Raw genomic sequence first — 17,638 nt, forward strand, 5'->3', positions numbered from 1 at the left:
GAGAGTCAGTCATGGGTAGACCACCCTCGATTCCGGCGGAGAAGAAGACCCGGATAGTGCTGAGCGTGCTGGCCGGCGAGATGTCCATCGCCGAAGCGGCACGCAAGGAGAAGGTCAGTGAGCAGTCCATCGGACGGTGGAAGGCCGAGTTCCTGGAAGCCGGCAAGACCGCCCTGGTGGCCGGCAGGTCCGGACCATCCTCCCGAGAGGAACAGCTGGAGGCCGAGGTCGCCGAGCTGACCCAGGCCTTGGGCGAGGCACACCTGGAAGCCAGGGTGTGGAAGAAGTCCGCGGAGGGCCGGCTGGGCCCTTCGAGGACCTCGAGGTGATCCGCGTGGAAGCGGGCATGTCGACCGCGAGGTTCTGCCAGCTCTTCGACATGCCCGAGCGGACCTGGCGCCGCTGGCAGGCCAAGGCCCGCACCGGGACGGCGGTGAAGGGACCGTGGCCGCAACCGGGACGGCAGGCCGCCAGGGAACTGGTGGTCAAGCACGCGCTGGCCCATCCGGCGTGGGGGCATCGGAAGATCTGGGCAATGGTCCGCCACGACGGGCATGTGGTTTCCGAGGCGACCGTGCTGCGGATCCTGCGCGACGAGGGGCTGATTCTGCCCGCGCAGTACCAACGGGAGCGACGGAAGCTGGCCGAGCGGCGCAAGGCCGCGTTCGCCACCGAGCCCTCAGGCCCGAACCAAGTCTGGCAGCTGGACTTCAGCGAGTTCGAGACCACCACCGGAGGGACCTGGCGGCTGGCCGGGTGCCGGGACTACTGGTCCAAGTACGAGCACCCCTTCCACGTTTCGCCCACCGGGAACCAGCACGACGCGATCGACGCGATCGAGTTGGCCCTGGCCGACTACGAGGCCATGTTCGGTCACCCGCTGGTCGAGGCCTGCCCGGTCGATCCCGAGACCGGTGAGCTGTTGCCCGTGGTGACCATCGTGACGGACAACGGCGGGCCGTTCCGGTCCTTCCGCTTCGAGTCCTTCATCGCCGCCCACCCCGAGCTACACCACGTGCGCACCCGAGTGAAGACCCCGGGGCAGAACGGGTCCCGTGAACGCGGCTTCGGCACGCTGAAGTACGAACGGCTCTACCTGGACGAGATTGACGACGCGATCGTGCTCGCCGAGCGGGCCGAAGACTACCGGATCGAGTACAACGAGCTCCGGCCCCACGAGGCCATCTCATGGAACCGGCCCAAGGAGGTGCACCTGGGCCTGGCCGACCCCACCACCCCGACATTCAAAACCAAGGAAATCCTGCCAACTACTTGACGCGGGACAGCTCCTCCGGCCTCACTGGCACCGACCCGAGTCAACAACGTCATGCCCTCCTACACCTAGCCACGCTAGAACTTTTTCAGAGGCCCACCAAGGTCGCCGACACCCAGCGACACACTTGTCAAACTGTGACGTGACATCTGGTATTTGTGTCGCGGCGTCCGCACGTCGTCCCCGCGTGCCAGTAGCGACACCGTGACCTCTCGGACAGCACGGATCCGGTGCACCCCGCAGGGTGCACCGGATCCGTGGATGGTGTTGGTCTGTCGTCGTGGCCTGTCAGGCCTCGACCGGTTGGGTGTGCGCCTGGCTCCGCTCGGCGGCCCGCACCTGCAGCTCGCGGCGCACCGCCCACACGATCAGGGCGATCCAGGCGAGGAAGATGCCGGTCAACAGCACGGTCCCGGCGGAGCCGAACAGCGCCTGGCCGGTGTCGGTGTTGACGAGGGTGCGGGAGTTGGTCCAGATGATCAGCCCGCCGGCGGCCACAGCCAGGATGCGCGGGGCCAGGTGGCGCACCAGCCAGGCGGCGATCGGGGCGGCGATCACTCCGCCGACCAGCAGTGCCAGGACCCAGGCGAAGTCGATGCCGGCGGCCCCGAGCCCGGTGAGGAAGCCCAGGGAGGCGCCCAGGGCGACGACGAACTCGGAGGTGTCGATGGAGCCGACGACCTTGCGCGGGGCGATCTTGCTCGAGGCCAGCAGGGTCGGGGTGCCCACCGCGCCCCACCCGCCGCCGCCGATGGCGTCCAGCGCCCCGGCGACCACGGCTAGGGGCACGAGCAGGCGCTTGCGCAGGGTGCCGGTGAACACCGGCCGGGAGGTGGGCAGGCGCAGGAACCGGTAGAGGACGTAGATGCCCAGTCCCAGCAGGATGGTGGAGACGATCGGTTTGGCGGCGTCGCCGTCCAGGCCGACGAGGACGTGGGCGCCGAAGAACGCGGTGATCCCGCCGGGCACGGCCATGATCCCGACCACCCGCCAGTCGACGTTGCCGAACTTCCAGTGCGCGGCTCCCGAGGCCAGGGTGGTGCCGACCTCGGACAGATGCACGATGGCCGAGGCCGAGGCTGGGGCGATCCCGGCCAGCAGCAGCAGGGAGGTGGAGGTCACCCCGTAGGCCATGCCCAGGGAACCGTCGACGAGCTGGGCGAAGAAGCCGATCACGGCCAGGACGATGAGAGCACGCACGGTGCGCCTTTCTGAAGAGGGACAAGAATGACGAAGATTGCTACGCCCGTGCCGGGCCGAGTGGGCCCAGGCTAGGGCGGAGGTGACCGACCGCGCAGGATGCGACGGGTGGAGTACTTCGGTGACGGCCCATGTCAGGGCCGTGGATATCGGCAGCGGAAGAGCGCATCATGCGCGCGCACTGCCGGGGTGGTTGCGTCTCAGCGGGAGTTCTGGGCCGCGACCGTCGCGGTGATCACCGGCTTCCGACGAGTACGGCGGTCTTCGACGGCCGGTGGGTGCTGCCCACGACGGCGACCACCGATAACGGGGCGCTCCGGGGAGGAGCCGGTACGGAAGAGGATGTCATCGTGCGGGGCCTTCCGGTCGGGAGAGAAAAGCTGTGCCGTGCCGCCACACCGCCGTTGTCGCGGGATGGCCGGCCCTGGTGCGGTCGGCGGCACACCGCTCACGCTAGAGCTTCCCGCCCTGCCTCGAGAAGACCCGGACACACAGAGACACAAGCCGGACTCCCGGCGACGCAAATGTCAAATGTTACGAAAGTCTTGGAGGTGTGGTGGCCGGGTCGTACGGTCAAGCCATGTTCGTCGACTCGATGCATTGTTGTAGCTCGTCACGAATGTCCTGACGGCCCCACCGCAGGGCATCGTCACCGCAGCTTCCTCCTTTTCCTCATCTTCCCGGCTTCGCCCGCTCTCTTTGACGTACCCGAACACTCTTCGAGGACCTCCCATGGCTCTGCCGCTCATTTCTGCCACTAGCTGTTGTGGGTCATGAGGTTCTTGACATGGGCACCGGGCTGAGATAAGACGAGCGGGCCTCTCCCACAGGATGGAAGTTCCTCAACAACCCACCTGCCCGAAAAGACCCGCTCATGACTCACGCTAACGCACCCCTGACCCCCACCGGCCGACTCAGGATGGTCCACCGCCACCTGCACGACGGGATCCCGCAGGCACACGTGGCCGCCGAGTTCCGGGTGAGCCGGCCCACGGTGGCCACCTGGGTCGCCCGCTACCGCGCCCAGGGAGAAGCCGGCCTTCAGGACCTGCCCAGCCGGCCGCACCGTTCACCTGCGTGGGTGAACCACTACAACTACCATCGGCCTCATACCTCCTGCGGAGACGCTCCTCCGGCCTCACTGGCACCGACCCGAGTCAACAACGTCATGCCCTCCTACAACTAGGGTGGGGCGGGAACCGGACCGCGCTCGCGGCCGTCCGACGACGCTAGGAGCACACCCCATGACGCACCACACCGAAGAGACCCTCGTCCTCATCAAGCCGGACGGGGTGGCCCGCAACCTGGTCGGCGAGATCCTCGCGCGCATCGAGCGCAAGGGCTACGTGATCGCCGATCTGAAGATGCTCACGCCCACCCGCGCCATGCTGGAGCGCCACTACGAGGAGCACCAGGGCAAGCCGTTCTTCGAGCCGCTGGTCGCGTTCATGGCCTCCGGCCCCGTGGTGGCCGCGCGCGTCACGGGCGATTCGGTGATCGAGGGCTTCCGCTCGCTGGCCGGCAAGACCGATCCCACCGTGGCCGCCCCGGGCACCATCCGCGGCGACCTGGGCCGGGACTGGGGCGAGGCCGTCCAGAAGAACCTCGTCCACGGTTCGGACTCGACCCTCTCGGCCGAGCGCGAGCTCGCGATCTGGTTCGGCTGAGCCCGTTCCGGGCCCGCACGACGGCGGCCGGTCACCCTGGTGGGGTGACCGGCCGCCGTCGTCGCGTCCGGTGGGGGAGCGCGGGCTCAGTCGATCCCGATGACCCCGAGGCCCAGTTCCAGCAGGATCGAGGCGAACACCAGGACGTAGAGGAGCACGATCACGGGCCAGGCCAGCTCCCGGGCGAGTCGGACGAGGCCGGCCGGGGCCGGCAGCGTGCCGGTCTGCAGGTTCCGGGACGTCACGAGCACGAGCTGGGCGATGACCATGGCCCACACGATCATGCAGTAGAGGCAGAGCGTGCCGATGCTGTAGACGGCCGAGTACCAGAGCCACACGCAGAATGCGAAGCCCGCCAGGATCCCCGCGTTCATCAGCAGCCAGTACCAGCGGGCGAAGCGGGCGCCGGCGAGCAGGGACACCGCCACGGTGATGAGCACGGAGAACGCGACCACGCCGATGTACGTGTTCGGGAAGCCGAAGGTGTGGGCCTGCCACGACTGCATCACCTGGCCGCAGGACACCCACGGGTTGAGGTCGCAGGACGTGCGGTGCGTCGGGTCAGCGGTGAGGAGGGCGCGCTCGACGATGATGATGATCGTGGCCGTCAGCGCCACGAGCGAGGTGATCAGGAGCAGCGCCGCCGTGCCCGCGGGCCGGGCGTACCAGGTGAGCCGGGCCTCCTCGGCGGGGACGTCGTCGGCAGGGGAGAGGCGGACGTCGTCCGTCAGCGGGGTCGCAGGCATGGACACGATTCTAGGCGCGCGCCCGGGGCGGATGTGAGACAATCGGCCCTGGCCGTCCCGTGGCCACACCGCGGGGCAGCCCGCTGCGCGCCCGACGTCGGGCCGCCGCCGAGGCGCCCCCGCGTCGAGCATCGTGCGGGAGGTGGACGCCGGGCCCCGCCCGTGTGCGTCCGTGCGCCGGCCGGCGGACGGCACGTGACGCCCAGGCCCCGATCTCGAGGGCGCAGCGGTTCCGCGCCGGCCCCTGACGGTCGACGCGGTCCACCCGATGACTTCTCGGAGTCCGCCTCCCGGCGCACCCGTGGCGCACGGCGCCCGGGGCAACGCGGCCGGCGGCGGACGCGGACACGCCGGGCGGCGGCGAGTGTGGCGTCGTCGGTCGGCGGGAGGTGCTGCCATGGCGGCCAACAACGAGGACACGACCCGCGCAGACGAACGCGCGGAGGAGACGGCCGGGCAGGCCGTGACGCAGACCGCGGCGGACACCGCCGCCGCGGACCCGGCCGAGGAGCCGAGCGCGCCGACGCTGCAGGTCGACCCGACCGACCCGTTCGCCGTGCCGGCGAACCTGATCGAGGTCCTGCGCACCGAGACCACGTCCCGGCAGCGCTCCGAGGACGAGGACGACCCGGGGACCTCCGGGCGTCCGCGCCGTCGTCGCCCCTCCCGCGAGGGCGGCCACGCGGAGGAGGGTGCCGCAGCCGCGTCGTCGGACGCCGAGGACCGGGCCGAGGGCGCCGTGGTCTCCCGGCGGCGCCGCCGACGCCGCCGCGGCGAGGTGGACATGGAGCTCGACGGCGGCGAGGCCGGCGATCCCGAGCACACCGTCACCCGCGTGCGCGCGCCGCGCCAGGCCGTCGGCACCGCCTCGGACACCGTCCAGAGCGTCAAGGGCTCCACCCGGCTCGAGGCGAAGCGCCAGCGCCGCCGCGACTCCCGCTCGGGCGGGCGTCGCCGCACCGTGATCACCGAGGCCGAGTTCCTGGCCCGCCGCGAGGCCGTGGACCGCAAGATGCTGGTGCGCCAGCGCGACCAGCGCATCCAGATCGCCGTGCTCGAGGACGGCGTGCTGGCCGAGCACTTCGTCTCGCACACCACGCAGGACTCGATGATCGGCAACGTGTACCTGGGCAAGGTCCAGAACGTGCTGCCGTCCATGGAGGCCGCGTTCGTGGACATCGGCCGCGGACGCAACGCCGTGCTCTACGCGGGCGAGGTCAACTGGGACGCCGCCCAGCTGGACGGCAAGCCGAGGAAGATCGAGAACGCGCTCAAGTCCGGCGACACCGTGCTCGTCCAGGTCACCAAGGACCCGGTGGGCCACAAGGGCGCCCGTCTGACCAGCCAGGTCTCCCTGCCCGGCCGCTACCTCGTGTACGTGCCGGGAGGCTCGATGACCGGCATCTCCCGCAAGCTGCCGGACGTGGAGCGCTCGCGTCTGAAGAAGATCCTCAAGGACCACCTGCCGCAGGACGCCGGCGTGATCGTGCGCACCGCGGCCGAGGGCACCTCCGAGCAGGAGCTGCAGAACGACATCAACCGTCTGCGCGCCCAGTGGGAGGGCATCCAGGAGAAGGCGTCCGGCACCAAGGTGCTCGCCCCCGAGCTGCTCTACGCCGAGCCGGACCTGACCATCAAGACGGTCCGCGACGTCTTCAACGAGGACTTCTCCGCCATGCTCGTGCAGGGCGAGGCCACGTGGGACAACATCGAGGCCTACGTGACCTACGTGGCCCCGCACCTGCTGGACCGGTTGCACCACTGGGTGCCGGAGGACCACGACGGCGAGGACCTGTACGCCACCCACCGCGTGGACGAGCAGCTCCACAAGGCGCTCGAGCGCAAGGTGTACCTGCCCTCCGGCGGCTCGCTCGTGATCGACCGCACCGAGGCCATGACCGTGGTGGACGTGAACACCGGCAAGTTCACGGGCTCCGGCGGCAACCTCGAGGAGACCGTCACCAAGAACAACCTCGAGGCCGCCGAGGAGATCGTCCGGCAGCTGCGCCTGCGGGACATCGGCGGCATCATCGTCATCGACTTCATCGACATGGTGCTCGAGGCCAACCGCGACCTCGTGCTGCGCCGTCTCGTGGAGTGCCTGGGCCGGGACCGCACGAAGCACCAGGTCGCCGAGGTGACCTCGCTCGGCCTGGTCCAGATGACGCGCAAGCGCATGGGCACCGGGCTCGTGGAGGTGTTCTCGGAGACCTGCGAGCACTGCGCCGGCCGCGGCATCATCATCAAGGACACCCCCGTCGAGCGGGGCCGCTCCGGCGGTGAGCAGCGCGGCGAAGCGGAGGGCCGCCGTCGTCGCCGGCGCCGGGGCAACGGCGAGGGCGAGCACGCCCACGCCGCCGCGGCCACGACGACGGGCGCCGAGCACGTCGACTCCGAGGACGAGCGGCAGCGCCGTGAGCGGGCCGAGGCCGCCCGGGTCGCCCTGCACTCGATCGCGAAGGCCTCCGGCAAGGTGGCCGAGGACGAGACCCCCGCGCAGGAGCCCGCCCCCGCCGAGCAGGCGGCGGACGCCGCCGAGGACTCAGTGGCCGAGGCCGTCGAGGCTGCGTCGGCCGGGCCCGCGAAGGCCGGGCAGCCGGCCGGGGCGGACGAGGAGGAGACGCCGCGTCGCCGGCGCCGTCGGGGCCGCCGCCGCGGCCGGGGCCGCACCGAGGAGTCGGGGGACACCGGCGCCGAGGTCGCGGGCTCTGAGGATGCCGCGCGGTCACACGACGACGGCCCCGCCGAGTCCGCCGATCAGCCCCGTCAGACGGAGGAGGAGGCCGAGCCGGCCGCCGCCGAGGCCCCCGAGCACCAGGACCCGGTCGCGCAGGCCGAGGAGGCCGAGTCCCCGGAGGACGCGGACGCGCAGGACGACCGTCCCCGCCGCTCCCGGCGTCGCCGGGGTGGCCGTGGGCGGTCCCGCCGAGGTGGCGAGGCGGCCTCGACCGAGGCCGACGCCGAGGACCAGGGCGCCGAGCGCGCGGCGTCGTCGCGGCACGTCGCCGCGGACGCTGAGTCTTCGGCGGCCGTGACCGCCGAGGACGCATCGGAGCCCGTGCCTGCCGAGGATGCCCCGGCGCCCGTGCCCGCCGAGGATGCCCCGGCGCCCCGGCGCCGCCGGTCCCGCCGGGCCTCGAGCGACGGCGTCGTCCGTCCGGCCGCCGGTGCGGACGCGTCCACCGAGCGGGCGGCCGACCGCACGGACGCGGCTCCGGTGGAGACCACCGAGCCCTCGCCCGAGGAGTCCACGGACGCCACCGAGGTCCACGAGCAGCCCGCCGCCCCGGCCGCTGTCGAGGAGGCCGTGATGGTGGAGCCTGCGGCGACCGAGCCGACGGCGGAGCCCGCGGCGGCCGAGGCCCAGGCGGCCCCGACCGCCCCGGCGCCCGGATCGCCGCGCCGGCGCCCGCGTCGCGCCGTGTCGTCCGACGGCGTCCACGTCCAGGTCCAGGCCGCGCCCGGCGGCGCCCAGGGCGGCCGCTTCACGGCGGCCGTGGCCGAGGCGTCCACCCCCGCCGAGCCGCAGGGTGCCGCCCCGGTGATGCTCGGCGTCGGGGTGAAGGCCGCCGACCTGGCCCGGCGCGGCCGCTGACCGTCGTCGGTGCCGCCGCCCCGGGCCCGCCCCGGGCGGCGGCGACGCGCCGACACGCCTCTGTTTGGTCCGGACGCCCGGCAGCGAGTATGCTGGACCATCGGTGTTCACCGCCCGCACGCTCCCGCATGTCCCGGTGAGGGACCGCCGGACCCGGACGCAGCTGCGGTCGAGGTGCGGGCGAGCAGAACCCGATCTGATCCATTGAAACGTCGAGAGAAGTGAGTCCCAAGTGGTGTACGCGATTGTCCGCGCTGGCGGCCGCCAGGAGAAGGTTTCCGTCGGAGACCTCGTTACCCTTGACCGCGTTCCCGCTGAGACCGGTGGCTCCGTCGAGCTGCCCGCTCTGATGCTGGTGGACGGGGACGAGGTCAAGGCTGGCGCCGATGCCGCCGGTGTGAAGGTGACCGCCGAGGTCGTCTCCCACTCCCGTGGCAAGAAGGTCGTCATCATGAAGTACAAGAACAAGACCGGCTACAAGAAGCGCCAGGGCCACCGCTCTGAGCTGTCCACGGTCAAGATCACCGGGATCGCCTGAGCCGTCACCGGCACCAGCGAAACCGAGCATCCGAGAGGTTAGGCAACAGCAATGGCACATAAGAAGGCCGGCAGTTCCTCGAAGAACGGCCGCGATTCGAACCCGCAGTACCTCGGCGTCAAGCGCTACGGCGGCGAGGACGTCAACGCCGGCGAGATCATCGTCCGCCAGCGTGGCACCAAGTTCCACCCGGGCCGCAACGTCGGCCGCGGCAAGGACGACACCCTCTTCGCGCTGTCCGCGGGCTCCGTGGCCTTCGGCCAGCGCCGCGGCCGCAAGGTCGTGGACATCGTCCCCGCCGCGGAGTGATCTGACACTCGTGCGGTCTGCGTGCGGACCCTCGCCCGGCGAGGACACCCGCACCCCCTGACGCCCCGGCGGGGGCGGGCCCGGCATCCACCGGACCCGCCCCCGCCGTCGGCGTCTCCGGCCCCTGGGCCGTCTGAGTCCGATCCCTCCAGCCCCTAGGAGCACTCCCATGGCAGCCTTCGTGGACCGCGTGGTCCTCCACCTCACCGCCGGCAACGGCGGGCACGGGTGCGTCTCCGTGCATCGCGAGAAGTTCAAGCCCCTGGGTGGCCCCGACGGCGGCGACGGCGGCGACGGCGGCGACATCACCCTCGTGGTGGACTCGCAGACCACCACGCTGCTGGACTACCACCACGCTCCGCACCGGTCCGCCGAGAACGGCCAGCCGGGCATGGGCGACCATCGCGAGGGCAAGAACGGCCAGTCGCTCGTGCTCCCCGTGCCGGACGGCACGGTGGTCAAGGACGAACAGGGCAACATCGTGGCCGATCTCGTGGGGGAGGGTGCGACCTACGTCGCCGCCGCCGGCGGTCAGGGCGGCCTCGGCAACGCGGCTCTGGCCTCCATGAAGCGCAAGGCGCCCGGCTTCGCGCTGCTCGGCCTGCCGGGGGAGAGCCGGGACCTGACGCTCGAGATCAAGACCGTGGCGGACGTCGCGCTCGTGGGCTTCCCCTCGGCCGGCAAGTCCTCCCTCATCGCGGCCCTGTCTGCGGCCCGTCCCAAGATCGCGGACTACCCGTTCACCACGCTCGTGCCCAACCTCGGGGTCGTGCAGGCCGGCGACGTGCGCTTCACCGTGGCCGACGTCCCGGGCCTGATCCCCGGTGCCTCGGAGGGCCGCGGCCTCGGCCTGGAGTTCCTGCGCCACGTCGAGCGCTGCGCCGCGCTCGTGCACGTCCTCGACTGCGGCAGCCTCGAGTCCGACCGCGACCCGATCGCCGACTTCGAGGCCATCGAGGCCGAGCTCGAGGCCTACGCGGTGGAGCCCGTCTTCTCCCAGGGCGGGGAGGGCGTCGTGCCGCTGAACGAGCGGCCCCGCCTCATCGCCCTGAACAAGACCGACCTGCCCGACGGCGCCGCGATGGCGGACATGGTCCGCGACGAGCTCGAGGGCCGCGGCCTGCGGGTCTTCGACATCTCCGCGCTGGCCCGCGAGGGCCTGGACGCCCTCAAGTACGCCATGGCCGAGCTCGTGGCGGAGGCCCGTTCCCGGGTGGTCGAGCCCGTGCCGGCCGCGCCCGTCGAGGTGCCGCGCCGGCATCGCCGCCGCGGCGAGCGGGCCGAATTCACGATCCGCCGCGAGGAGCGCAACCTCGAGCCTCTGTTCCGCGTGCGCGGCGAGAAGCCCGAGCGGTGGGTGGCCCAGACGGACTTCCAGAACGACGAGGCGATCGGCTACCTGGCGGACCGGCTCCAGCGGGCCGGCGTCGAGGACGGCCTGTTCAAGGCGGGCGCGAGGCCGGGCGACGCCGTGGTGATCGGCGACGACGTCACGGGCGTGGTCTTCGACTGGGAGCCCACGCTGTCCGCGGGAGCCGAGCTGCTCGCCGGGCCCCGTGGCACCGACCTGCGGCTCGACGAGCGCACCCGCGCGACCCGCGCGGAGAAGCGCGCCGAGCAGGATGCCCGCCGGGCCGCCCGTGCGGCGACCCGGGCCGAGATGGAGGCCGAGCGACGCTCCGGCCTGTGGAACGACACCGACGATCGAGAGGGATGATCCATGTCCGTGCGGCGCACCGTCGTCACCCGCTATCCGACCCCCGCCACGCGCGGCTCCGAGGACCCGCGGGCCAACCCCGTGACCTCGCGGGAGACGATGCAGGCCGCACGCCGGGTGGTCGTGAAGATCGGCTCGTCCTCGCTGACCACCCCGGACGGCCTGGACGTGGAGGCCATCGACCGGCTCGTGGACGTCCTCGCCGCCGAGCGGCAGAAGGGCACCCAGGTGGTGCTCGTGTCCTCCGGCGCCATCGCGGCCGGCTTCCCCCACCTCGGGCTGGGCCGACGCCCCAAGGACACCGCCACCCAGCAGGCCTCGGCGGCGGTCGGCCAGAGCAAGCTCATGGCGCACTACACCACGAGCTTCGGCCGGCACGACACGGAGGTGGCGCAGGTGCTCCTCACCGCCGAGGAGCTCATGCGGCGCACCCAGTACACGAACGCGCACCGCGCCCTGTCGCGGCTGCTCACGCTCGACGTGATGCCGATCGTGAACGAGAACGACGCCGTGGCCACGCGCGAGATCCGCTTCGGCGACAACGACCGCCTCGCGGCCCTCACCGCCAACCTCTGCAAGGCGGACCTGCTGGTCCTGCTCTCGGACGTGGACGCCCTCTACACGGGCCACCCCTCGAACCCGGACGCACGGCGCATCCCGGAGGTCACCTCGGACGACGATCTGGCCGGCGTCGACGTGCGCGTGCCCGGTTCCGCGGGCGTGGGCACGGGCGGCATGGTGACCAAGGTGGACGCGGCCGGCATCGCGGCCACCACCGGCATCCCGACCCTGCTCACCTCGGCCGCGAACGCGGGCGCCGCGTTCGCGGGGGAGGACGTGGGCACGTGGTTCTCCGCCACCGGCCGCCGCCGGTCCGCGCGCGCGGCGTGGCTCGGCCTCACGGCGGAGGTCCGGGGCCGGCTCGTCATCGACGACGGCGCGGTGGCCGGGGCGATCGACCGCGGCCGCTCCCTGCTGGCCGCGGGCATCACCGGCTGCACGGGCGACTTCACGCCGGGCGACGTCGTCGAGATCGTGGACGCGCACGGCCGGGTGCGGGCGCGCGGCCTCGTGCAGTACTCCTCGTCGCAGCTGCCCGCCATGCTCGGGCGGACGACCGCCGACCTCCGCGAGGACCTGGGCGCGGGCTACGACGGCGTCGTCGTGCACGCCGACGACTGGGTGCGCCTGGCTCCGCCGCAGCGCTGACCGGCACGGGCTCCGGCCGCGGCGACGGACCGGGGCCTCGTGCCTCGTCCGGGGCGCTCGATAGGCTGGGGGCATGCAGACCACCGAGAGCACCGCACCCCAGGATCAGTCCGGCCGCCAGGACGCCGAGGCGCCGACGCCCGAGGTCGAGGAGGCCGTCCGCCAGCGGGCCGAGTGGGCGCGTCAGGCCGTGCCCGAGCTGGCCGTCGCCGGCCGCGCCCGCAAGGACGCCGTCCTGCGCCACATGGCCGAGGCGCTGCGCGCCAACACGGCCGCGATCATCACGGCCAACCGCGAGGACCGCAGCCGCGGCCGCGAGACCGGCACCTCGGCGGCCATGCTGGACCGCCTCAAGCTGGACGAGGCGCGCGTCGAGGCGCTGGCCCTCGCCCTGGAGACCCTGGCCGGCCTGCCGGACCCCGTGGGCACCGTGGTCCGCGGCGGCCCGCTGCCCAACGGCGTGCGGATGAGCCAGGTGCGGGTGCCCCTGGGCGTCGTGGGCGCCGTGTACGAGGCCCGTCCGAACGTCACGGTGGACATCGCCGGCATCGCCCTGAAGTCGGGCAACGGCGTGATCCTGCGCGGCGGCTCGGCCGCGGAGTCCACCAACGCGGTCCTGATCCAGGTGCTGCGCGAGGCGCTCGTGGACCAGGGCTTCGACGCCAACATCATCCAGGGCATCGACGATCTCGGACGTCCCGGCGTCGCCGCCCTGATGGCCGCCCGTGGCGCGGTGGACGTCCTCGTCCCGCGCGGCGGCCGTGAGCTGATCCAGCGCGTGGTCCGCGAGGCCCGGGTGCCCGTGATCGAGACGGGTGAGGGCAACGTGCATCTGTACGTGGACGCCTCCGCACCCAAGCAGATGGCGGTGGACATCGCGCTCAACTCGAAGACCCACCGCACCTCCGTGTGCAATGCGGCCGAGACCCTGCTGCTCCACCGGGACGCGGAGGAGGTGGGCCGAGAAGTGCTGCGCGCCCTCACCCGTGCCGGCGTGCTGCTGCACGTGGACGAGGCCGCGCGGGCCTGGCTGCCCACGCTCGCCGACCGCGGCGACCACGCCCGGGACGCCGTGGACGCCACGGAGGAGGACTGGGGCACCGAGTACCTGGACATGGAGATGGCCGTGCGCGTCGTGGACTCCCTCGACCAGGCGATCGAGCACATCGGCCGGTGGTCCACGGGCCACACCGAGGCCATCGTCACGAACGACCTGGCCGCGGCCGAGCGGTTCATCACCGAGGTGGACGCCGCGGCCGTCATCGTGAACGCGTCCACGCGCTTCACCGACGGCGGCGAGCTCGGCCTCGGCGCCGAAGTGGGCATCTCCACCCAGAAGATGCACGCCCGCGGGCCCATGGGCCTGGAGGAGCTCACGACCACCAAGTGGATCCTGCGCGGCGACGGGCAGATCCGCCGCTGAGCCGGGCTACGATGGACACCAGGACCCCTTCGGCCCGGCCCCGGCCCGGCCGTCTGACCCGCTGCACCGAGGAGCATCCATGCTGAACACCTCCCTGATCCTGGCCGCCGCCGAGGGCCACCACGTCGTCAACGAGCTGCCGATGGACCCCATCTGGTACGACCTGCTCGTCTTCGCGCTGCTGATGGCCGCCCTGGCCGCCACCATGTCCATGCGCTCCCGCGCGCTGCGCCTGCCCGAGCCCACCACCGCCGTCCAGCACCACGGCACCGGCCGCGGCTCGCACACCTCCGGTCACTGACGTCTCACCGGCCCGCCGCGTCGCCGCCTCCGCCGGGGGCGACGCGGCGGGCCGTCCGTTCGTCTCCTGAGCGCATGACCGTCGCCTCCCGCACCCCCGTCCCCGCGCCCACCGCCGGGGGCGCGCGCCGTCGTCGCCTCGGCATCATGGGCGGCACCTTCGACCCGATCCACCACGGGCACCTCGTGGCCGCCTCCGAGGTGGCCGCCGAGTTCGAGCTGGACGAGGTCGTCTTCGTCCCCACGGGCCAGCCGTGGCAGAAGTCGGACCGGCAGGTCTCCCCGGCCGAGGACCGCTACCTCATGACCGTGGTGGCCACCGCCTCCAACCCCCGGTTCACCGTCTCCCGCGTGGACATCGACCGCCCCGGCGCCACCTACACCGTGGACACGCTGCGGGACCTGCGCCGCCTGCACCCGGACGCCGAGCTGTTCTTCATCACCGGCGCGGACGCCATGGGCCAGATCCTCACGTGGAAGGACGTGGACGAACTCTGGGGCCTGGCGCACTTCGTCGGTGTCACCCGTCCCGGCCACGACCTCTCGGACATGGGCCTGGGGGATGACGTGTCCCTGATGGAGATCCCCGCCATGGCGATCTCCTCCACGGACTGCCGGGAGCGCGTCCGCCGGGGCCGGCCCGTCTGGTATCTCGTCCCGGACGGCGTCGTCCAGTACATCGCCAAGCACCACCTCTACGTCTCGGAAGAGGAGACCTCGTGACCGTTCCCCAGACCACCCTGGACGCCCTCACCACCGCCGCGGCCGCCGCCGCGGACAAGCTCGGCACGCACATCGTCGCGTTCGACGTCGCCGAGCGGCTCGGCCTGACCGACGCCTTCCTGATCGCCTCCGGCGCCTCGGAGCGTCAGGTCAACGCGATCGTCGACGGTGTCGAGGAGGCGCTGCTGAAGGACGAGCAGCTCAAGCCGCTGCGTCGCGAGGGCCGGTCTGACGGCCACTGGGTGCTGCTCGACTACGGGCACTTCGTGGTGCACGTCCAGCATCGCGAGGACCGCGAGTTCTACGCGCTGGACCGCCTGTGGAAGGACACCCCGGCGATCGACCTCGGCCTGCCGGAGGAGAGCACCCGACCGGACGCGGCCGCCCAGGACGACGGCGCCTCCGCCTCGCACGCCTCCTGAGCGCGGTCGCGAGATGCGCCTGATCCTGCTGCGTCACGGCGAGACCGACTGGAACGCCCTGGACCGCTACCAGGGGCACACGGACATCGAGCTGAACGCCGAGGGGGAGCGCCAGGCGCGCCGCGCCGCCGGCGGCCCCGTGGGCGACCTGATCGAGGTCGCGGAGGAGCTCGTGGCCGTCTGCTCCCCGCTGGCCCGGGCGCGGCGCACGGCCGAGATCGTCCTCCAGGCCCGGGTGGGCGCGGCGTCCGTGGCCGTCGACCCGGAGCTGATGGAGCTGGCCGGGGGAGAGTGGGAGGGCCTGGAGCTCAGTGCCATCGCGGAACGCTGGCCGGACGAGCACCGCCTTTGGCGGGCCGAGCCGGCGCTCGACGCCGGCCCCGTCGGCGGGGAGACCCTGCGCAGGGGCGGCGAACGGGCCCTGCGCGCACTGCGCGGCCACGTGCCCCCGCACTGGGCGGACACCCCGCGCGACGGGGGCGCCCAGACCCTGCTCGCCGTGGCCCACGGTGCGCTGATCCGCGCGGCCACGGGGCTGCTCCTCCGTCACGAGGGCGAGGCCTTCGCGGCGATGGAGCGGATCGGCAACGCCCGTGCCGCCGTGCTGCAGGGCGCGTTCACTGCCGACACCGGGGCCGAGGGCTGGGGCGACTGGACCCTCGAGGGCTACGGCATTTGAGGGCACCCCGGCCCGGACGCCGATTTGGCGCCCGCGCAGGGACCGTGTACGCTGGTCGAGTTGCCAGCGAGGCGAACGGGCCGGAAACGGCGCGTGAAGATCGCGGGTGGCGCCCACATCTGGGGGTATGGCGCAGTTGGTAGCGCGTCTGCATGGCATGCAGAAGGTCAGGGGTTCGAATCCCCTTACCTCCACCAGTCAGAAGGCCCGGTCCGTACGGACCGGGCCTTCGTCGTCGTCGGACTCCCGTGCGGGGCCGGGAGGCGACCGCCGCCCCGCGACATCACCGCGGTTCTGCACTGCGGTGATGTCGCTCCGCCGCGGTCGGTGCGGGGGACACGCCGGGGTACGCTGCGCGCTCCGCCGCCGTGAGTGCGGGTTCCACCGCACGGCCCTCCCGCGCCGAGGCGACGGCGGCCTCGAGCACCGCCATCACGGCGACGGCCTGGTCGGGGGTGGCGGCGTCGCTGCTCGCGCGGCCCAGGATCGCGTCGCGCACGCCCGCGTAGGACCGCTGCTGGGCTCCGATCGGCGCGGGGACGCGCTCGGTGTTCCCCTCCCCGTCGTGCAGGAGGATCGGGTCCGGATCGACGCCCCAGCCCTCGGCGCCGGGGAGCAGACCAGCGCGCAGCTGAACCTCCTGCCGATCCGGCAGTTCCTTCACCGCGGAGCCACGCGTGCCGTGGACCGCGAAGCGCGGGCTGCCGCCGGCCACGAGCATCGACGCCTGCAGGACCACGCGCCGGCCCGGGTACTGCAGCACGCAGTGCGCCCAGTCCTCGACCGGGGCGCCCGGACGCAGGGCCGCGAGGTCGGCGTCTACGCGTTCGGGGACACCGAAGAGCAGGAGCGCCTGGTCGACCAGGTGCGGTCCGAGGTCGAACCAGATGCCGCCCCCGGGCACCGCGGCTTCCCGCCAGCGGTCCCGGACGGTCGGGCGGAAGCGGTCGATCCGGGACTCGAGGTGGACGACGTCCCCGAGCCGGCCGGAGCGGACCAGCTCGGCGATGCCCAGGAAGTCGCTGTCGAAGCGGCGGTTCTGGAACACCCGCAGCACCCGCCCGGTCTCGACCGCGAGGTCGCGAAGCTCCCGCGCCTCGGCGAGACTCAGCGTGAAGGGCTTGTCCACCACCACGTGCCTACCCGCCCTCAGGGCCGTGCGCGCGAGCGGCGCGTGTTGGTCGTTCGGGGCGGCGATCACCACGAGGTCCACGTCGTGGCGAGCCAGGAGCTTGTCCACGTCAGGCACCACGACGACGTCCGGCAGGTCCGCGTGCACCGCGTCCGGGCGGCTCGAGACGACATGGGTGAGAGCGAGTCCCTCCGTGGCGTGGAGCAGGGGGACGTGGAACGTCTTCCCGGCGAACCCGTAGCCGATCAGGGCGGTGCGGATCGGTGCGTCGGTGGGGGGCATGCAGGACCTCCTGGTCTGGCGGCGGGCATGGGGGCGTCCCCTGCACGCTAGGCCGTGGGGCCGCGGCGGTCCATCGACGCCGCTCGGCCGGTTTGCGCGGTTGCCGCGGGCCGGGTATCCTATCCAGGTGCTCCAGCCGGTCCGCCGGAAACGGAGTCACCACCCACCTGGGGGTATGGCGCAGTTGGTAGCGCGTCTGCATGGCATGCAGAAGGTCAGGGGTTCGAATCCCCTTACCTCCACCCGTCAGAAGGCCCGGTCCGCACGGACCGGGCCTTCGTCGTTGTGGCGGCCCCGTCGTGACCCCTCTGCGCTCCGCCCCCCGCACGGCACCCCCCGCACGGCACCCCCCGCACGGCCACCCCTGCCGGTCACGACCGGGTTGCGGTCCAGCGTCGATCACGCATCGACGTCGCACAGCCC

General features: G+C 72.5%; 16 protein-coding genes, 2 tRNA genes and 2 pseudogenes. 17 read left to right on the forward strand and 3 right to left on the reverse strand.

The window, feature by feature from the left end; translation table 11 throughout:
* Window positions 1-11 precede the first annotated feature (11 nt).
* Together ACFI33_RS04790 and ACFI33_RS04795 are read left to right on the forward strand one after the other, a co-directional pair.
* Window positions 12-329, forward strand: a complete 318-nt coding sequence (locus ACFI33_RS04790; RefSeq protein WP_010080477.1) for a helix-turn-helix domain-containing protein — start codon at window positions 12-14, stop codon at window positions 327-329.
* A gap of 17 nt (window positions 330-346) precedes the next feature.
* Complete coding sequence (locus ACFI33_RS04795; protein ID WP_152744531.1) at window positions 347-1,276, forward strand: IS3 family transposase; 930 nt, start codon at window positions 347-349, stop codon at window positions 1,274-1,276.
* 285 nt (window positions 1,277-1,561) lie between these two features.
* Here ACFI33_RS04795 and ACFI33_RS04800 read toward each other — a convergent pair whose 3' ends face one another.
* A complete protein-coding gene (locus ACFI33_RS04800; protein WP_216886189.1) occupies window positions 1,562-2,473 on the reverse strand; it encodes a sulfite exporter TauE/SafE family protein in 912 nt (303 codons plus the stop codon).
* An 874-nt stretch (window positions 2,474-3,347) separates the two neighbouring features.
* Between ACFI33_RS04800 and ACFI33_RS04805 the strand changes: the two are divergent.
* The 3 genes and pseudogenes from ACFI33_RS04805 to ndk all read left to right on the forward strand — a co-directional run.
* Window positions 3,348-3,560, forward strand: a pseudogene (locus tag ACFI33_RS04805) (helix-turn-helix domain-containing protein); the annotation flags it as partial.
* Window positions 3,552-3,659: pseudogene (locus tag ACFI33_RS04810) on the forward strand (IS481 family transposase); the annotation flags it as partial. The pseudogenes ACFI33_RS04805 and ACFI33_RS04810, both read left to right, overlap by 9 nt.
* Before the next feature lie 58 nt (window positions 3,660-3,717).
* Window positions 3,718-4,140 (forward strand): nucleoside-diphosphate kinase, encoded by a 423-nt coding sequence (gene ndk / locus ACFI33_RS04815; protein ID WP_012750845.1) that lies wholly within the window; start codon window positions 3,718-3,720, stop codon window positions 4,138-4,140.
* An 86-nt stretch (window positions 4,141-4,226) separates the two neighbouring features.
* Here ndk and ACFI33_RS04820 read toward each other — a convergent pair whose 3' ends face one another.
* Window positions 4,227-4,886 (reverse strand): vitamin K epoxide reductase family protein, encoded by a 660-nt coding sequence (locus ACFI33_RS04820; protein WP_002853923.1) that lies wholly within the window; start codon window positions 4,884-4,886, stop codon window positions 4,227-4,229.
* 397 nt (window positions 4,887-5,283) lie between these two features.
* Here ACFI33_RS04820 and ACFI33_RS04825 point away from each other — a divergent pair, with 397 nt between their 5' ends.
* The 11 genes from ACFI33_RS04825 to ACFI33_RS04875 all read left to right on the forward strand — a co-directional run bounded on the left by ACFI33_RS04825 (window position 5,284) and on the right by ACFI33_RS04875 (window position 15,998).
* Complete coding sequence (locus tag ACFI33_RS04825) at window positions 5,284-8,481, forward strand: Rne/Rng family ribonuclease (RefSeq protein WP_462623782.1); 3,198 nt, start codon at window positions 5,284-5,286, stop codon at window positions 8,479-8,481.
* Window positions 8,482-8,713: 232 nt separating this feature from the next.
* Window positions 8,714-9,019 (forward strand): 50S ribosomal protein L21, encoded by a 306-nt coding sequence (gene rplU / locus ACFI33_RS04830; RefSeq protein WP_002853919.1) that lies wholly within the window; start codon window positions 8,714-8,716, stop codon window positions 9,017-9,019.
* A gap of 51 nt (window positions 9,020-9,070) precedes the next feature.
* Window positions 9,071-9,328 carry a 50S ribosomal protein L27 gene (gene rpmA / locus ACFI33_RS04835; protein ID WP_002853915.1) on the forward strand — a complete coding sequence of 86 codons (258 nt, stop codon included), beginning with the start codon at window positions 9,071-9,073 and terminating at the stop codon, window positions 9,326-9,328.
* Between the two features lie 169 nt (window positions 9,329-9,497).
* Complete coding sequence (obgE, locus tag ACFI33_RS04840) at window positions 9,498-11,045, forward strand: GTPase ObgE (protein WP_462623783.1); 1,548 nt, start codon at window positions 9,498-9,500, stop codon at window positions 11,043-11,045.
* A gap of 3 nt (window positions 11,046-11,048) precedes the next feature.
* Window positions 11,049-12,254: a glutamate 5-kinase gene (gene proB / locus ACFI33_RS04845; RefSeq protein WP_049145121.1), complete on the forward strand. Its 1,206-nt coding sequence runs from the start codon at window positions 11,049-11,051 to the stop codon at window positions 12,252-12,254.
* 73 nt (window positions 12,255-12,327) lie between these two features.
* Complete coding sequence (locus ACFI33_RS04850) at window positions 12,328-13,677, forward strand: glutamate-5-semialdehyde dehydrogenase (protein ID WP_336575083.1); 1,350 nt, start codon at window positions 12,328-12,330, stop codon at window positions 13,675-13,677.
* A 79-nt stretch (window positions 13,678-13,756) separates the two neighbouring features.
* Window positions 13,757-13,978 carry a hypothetical protein gene (locus ACFI33_RS04855; protein WP_462623784.1) on the forward strand — a complete coding sequence of 74 codons (222 nt, stop codon included), beginning with the start codon at window positions 13,757-13,759 and terminating at the stop codon, window positions 13,976-13,978.
* 74 nt (window positions 13,979-14,052) lie between these two features.
* On the forward strand, window positions 14,053-14,700 hold the full coding sequence (gene nadD, locus ACFI33_RS04860; RefSeq protein WP_207476295.1) for a nicotinate-nucleotide adenylyltransferase: 648 nt from the start codon (window positions 14,053-14,055) through the stop codon (window positions 14,698-14,700).
* On the forward strand, window positions 14,697-15,122 hold the full coding sequence (rsfS, locus tag ACFI33_RS04865) for a ribosome silencing factor (protein WP_002853902.1): 426 nt from the start codon (window positions 14,697-14,699) through the stop codon (window positions 15,120-15,122). The genes nadD and rsfS overlap by 4 nt, the downstream gene beginning before the upstream one ends.
* A 13-nt stretch (window positions 15,123-15,135) precedes the next feature.
* Window positions 15,136-15,801 carry a histidine phosphatase family protein gene (locus ACFI33_RS04870; RefSeq protein ID WP_336575087.1) on the forward strand — a complete coding sequence of 222 codons (666 nt, stop codon included), beginning with the start codon at window positions 15,136-15,138 and terminating at the stop codon, window positions 15,799-15,801.
* A gap of 121 nt (window positions 15,802-15,922) precedes the next feature.
* Window positions 15,923-15,998 (forward strand) — tRNA-Ala (locus ACFI33_RS04875).
* 86 nt (window positions 15,999-16,084) lie between these two features.
* Here ACFI33_RS04875 and ACFI33_RS04880 read toward each other — a convergent pair.
* Window positions 16,085-17,215 (reverse strand): oxidoreductase, encoded by a 1,131-nt coding sequence (locus ACFI33_RS04880; RefSeq protein ID WP_135101373.1) that lies wholly within the window; start codon window positions 17,213-17,215, stop codon window positions 16,085-16,087.
* Between the two features lie 169 nt (window positions 17,216-17,384).
* Between ACFI33_RS04880 and ACFI33_RS04885 the strand changes: the two genes are divergently transcribed.
* Window positions 17,385-17,457 (forward strand) — tRNA-Ala (locus ACFI33_RS04885).
* Window positions 17,458-17,638: the final 181 nt, after the last annotated feature.

The organism is Micrococcus sp. PSi08, from assembly GCF_054960655.1.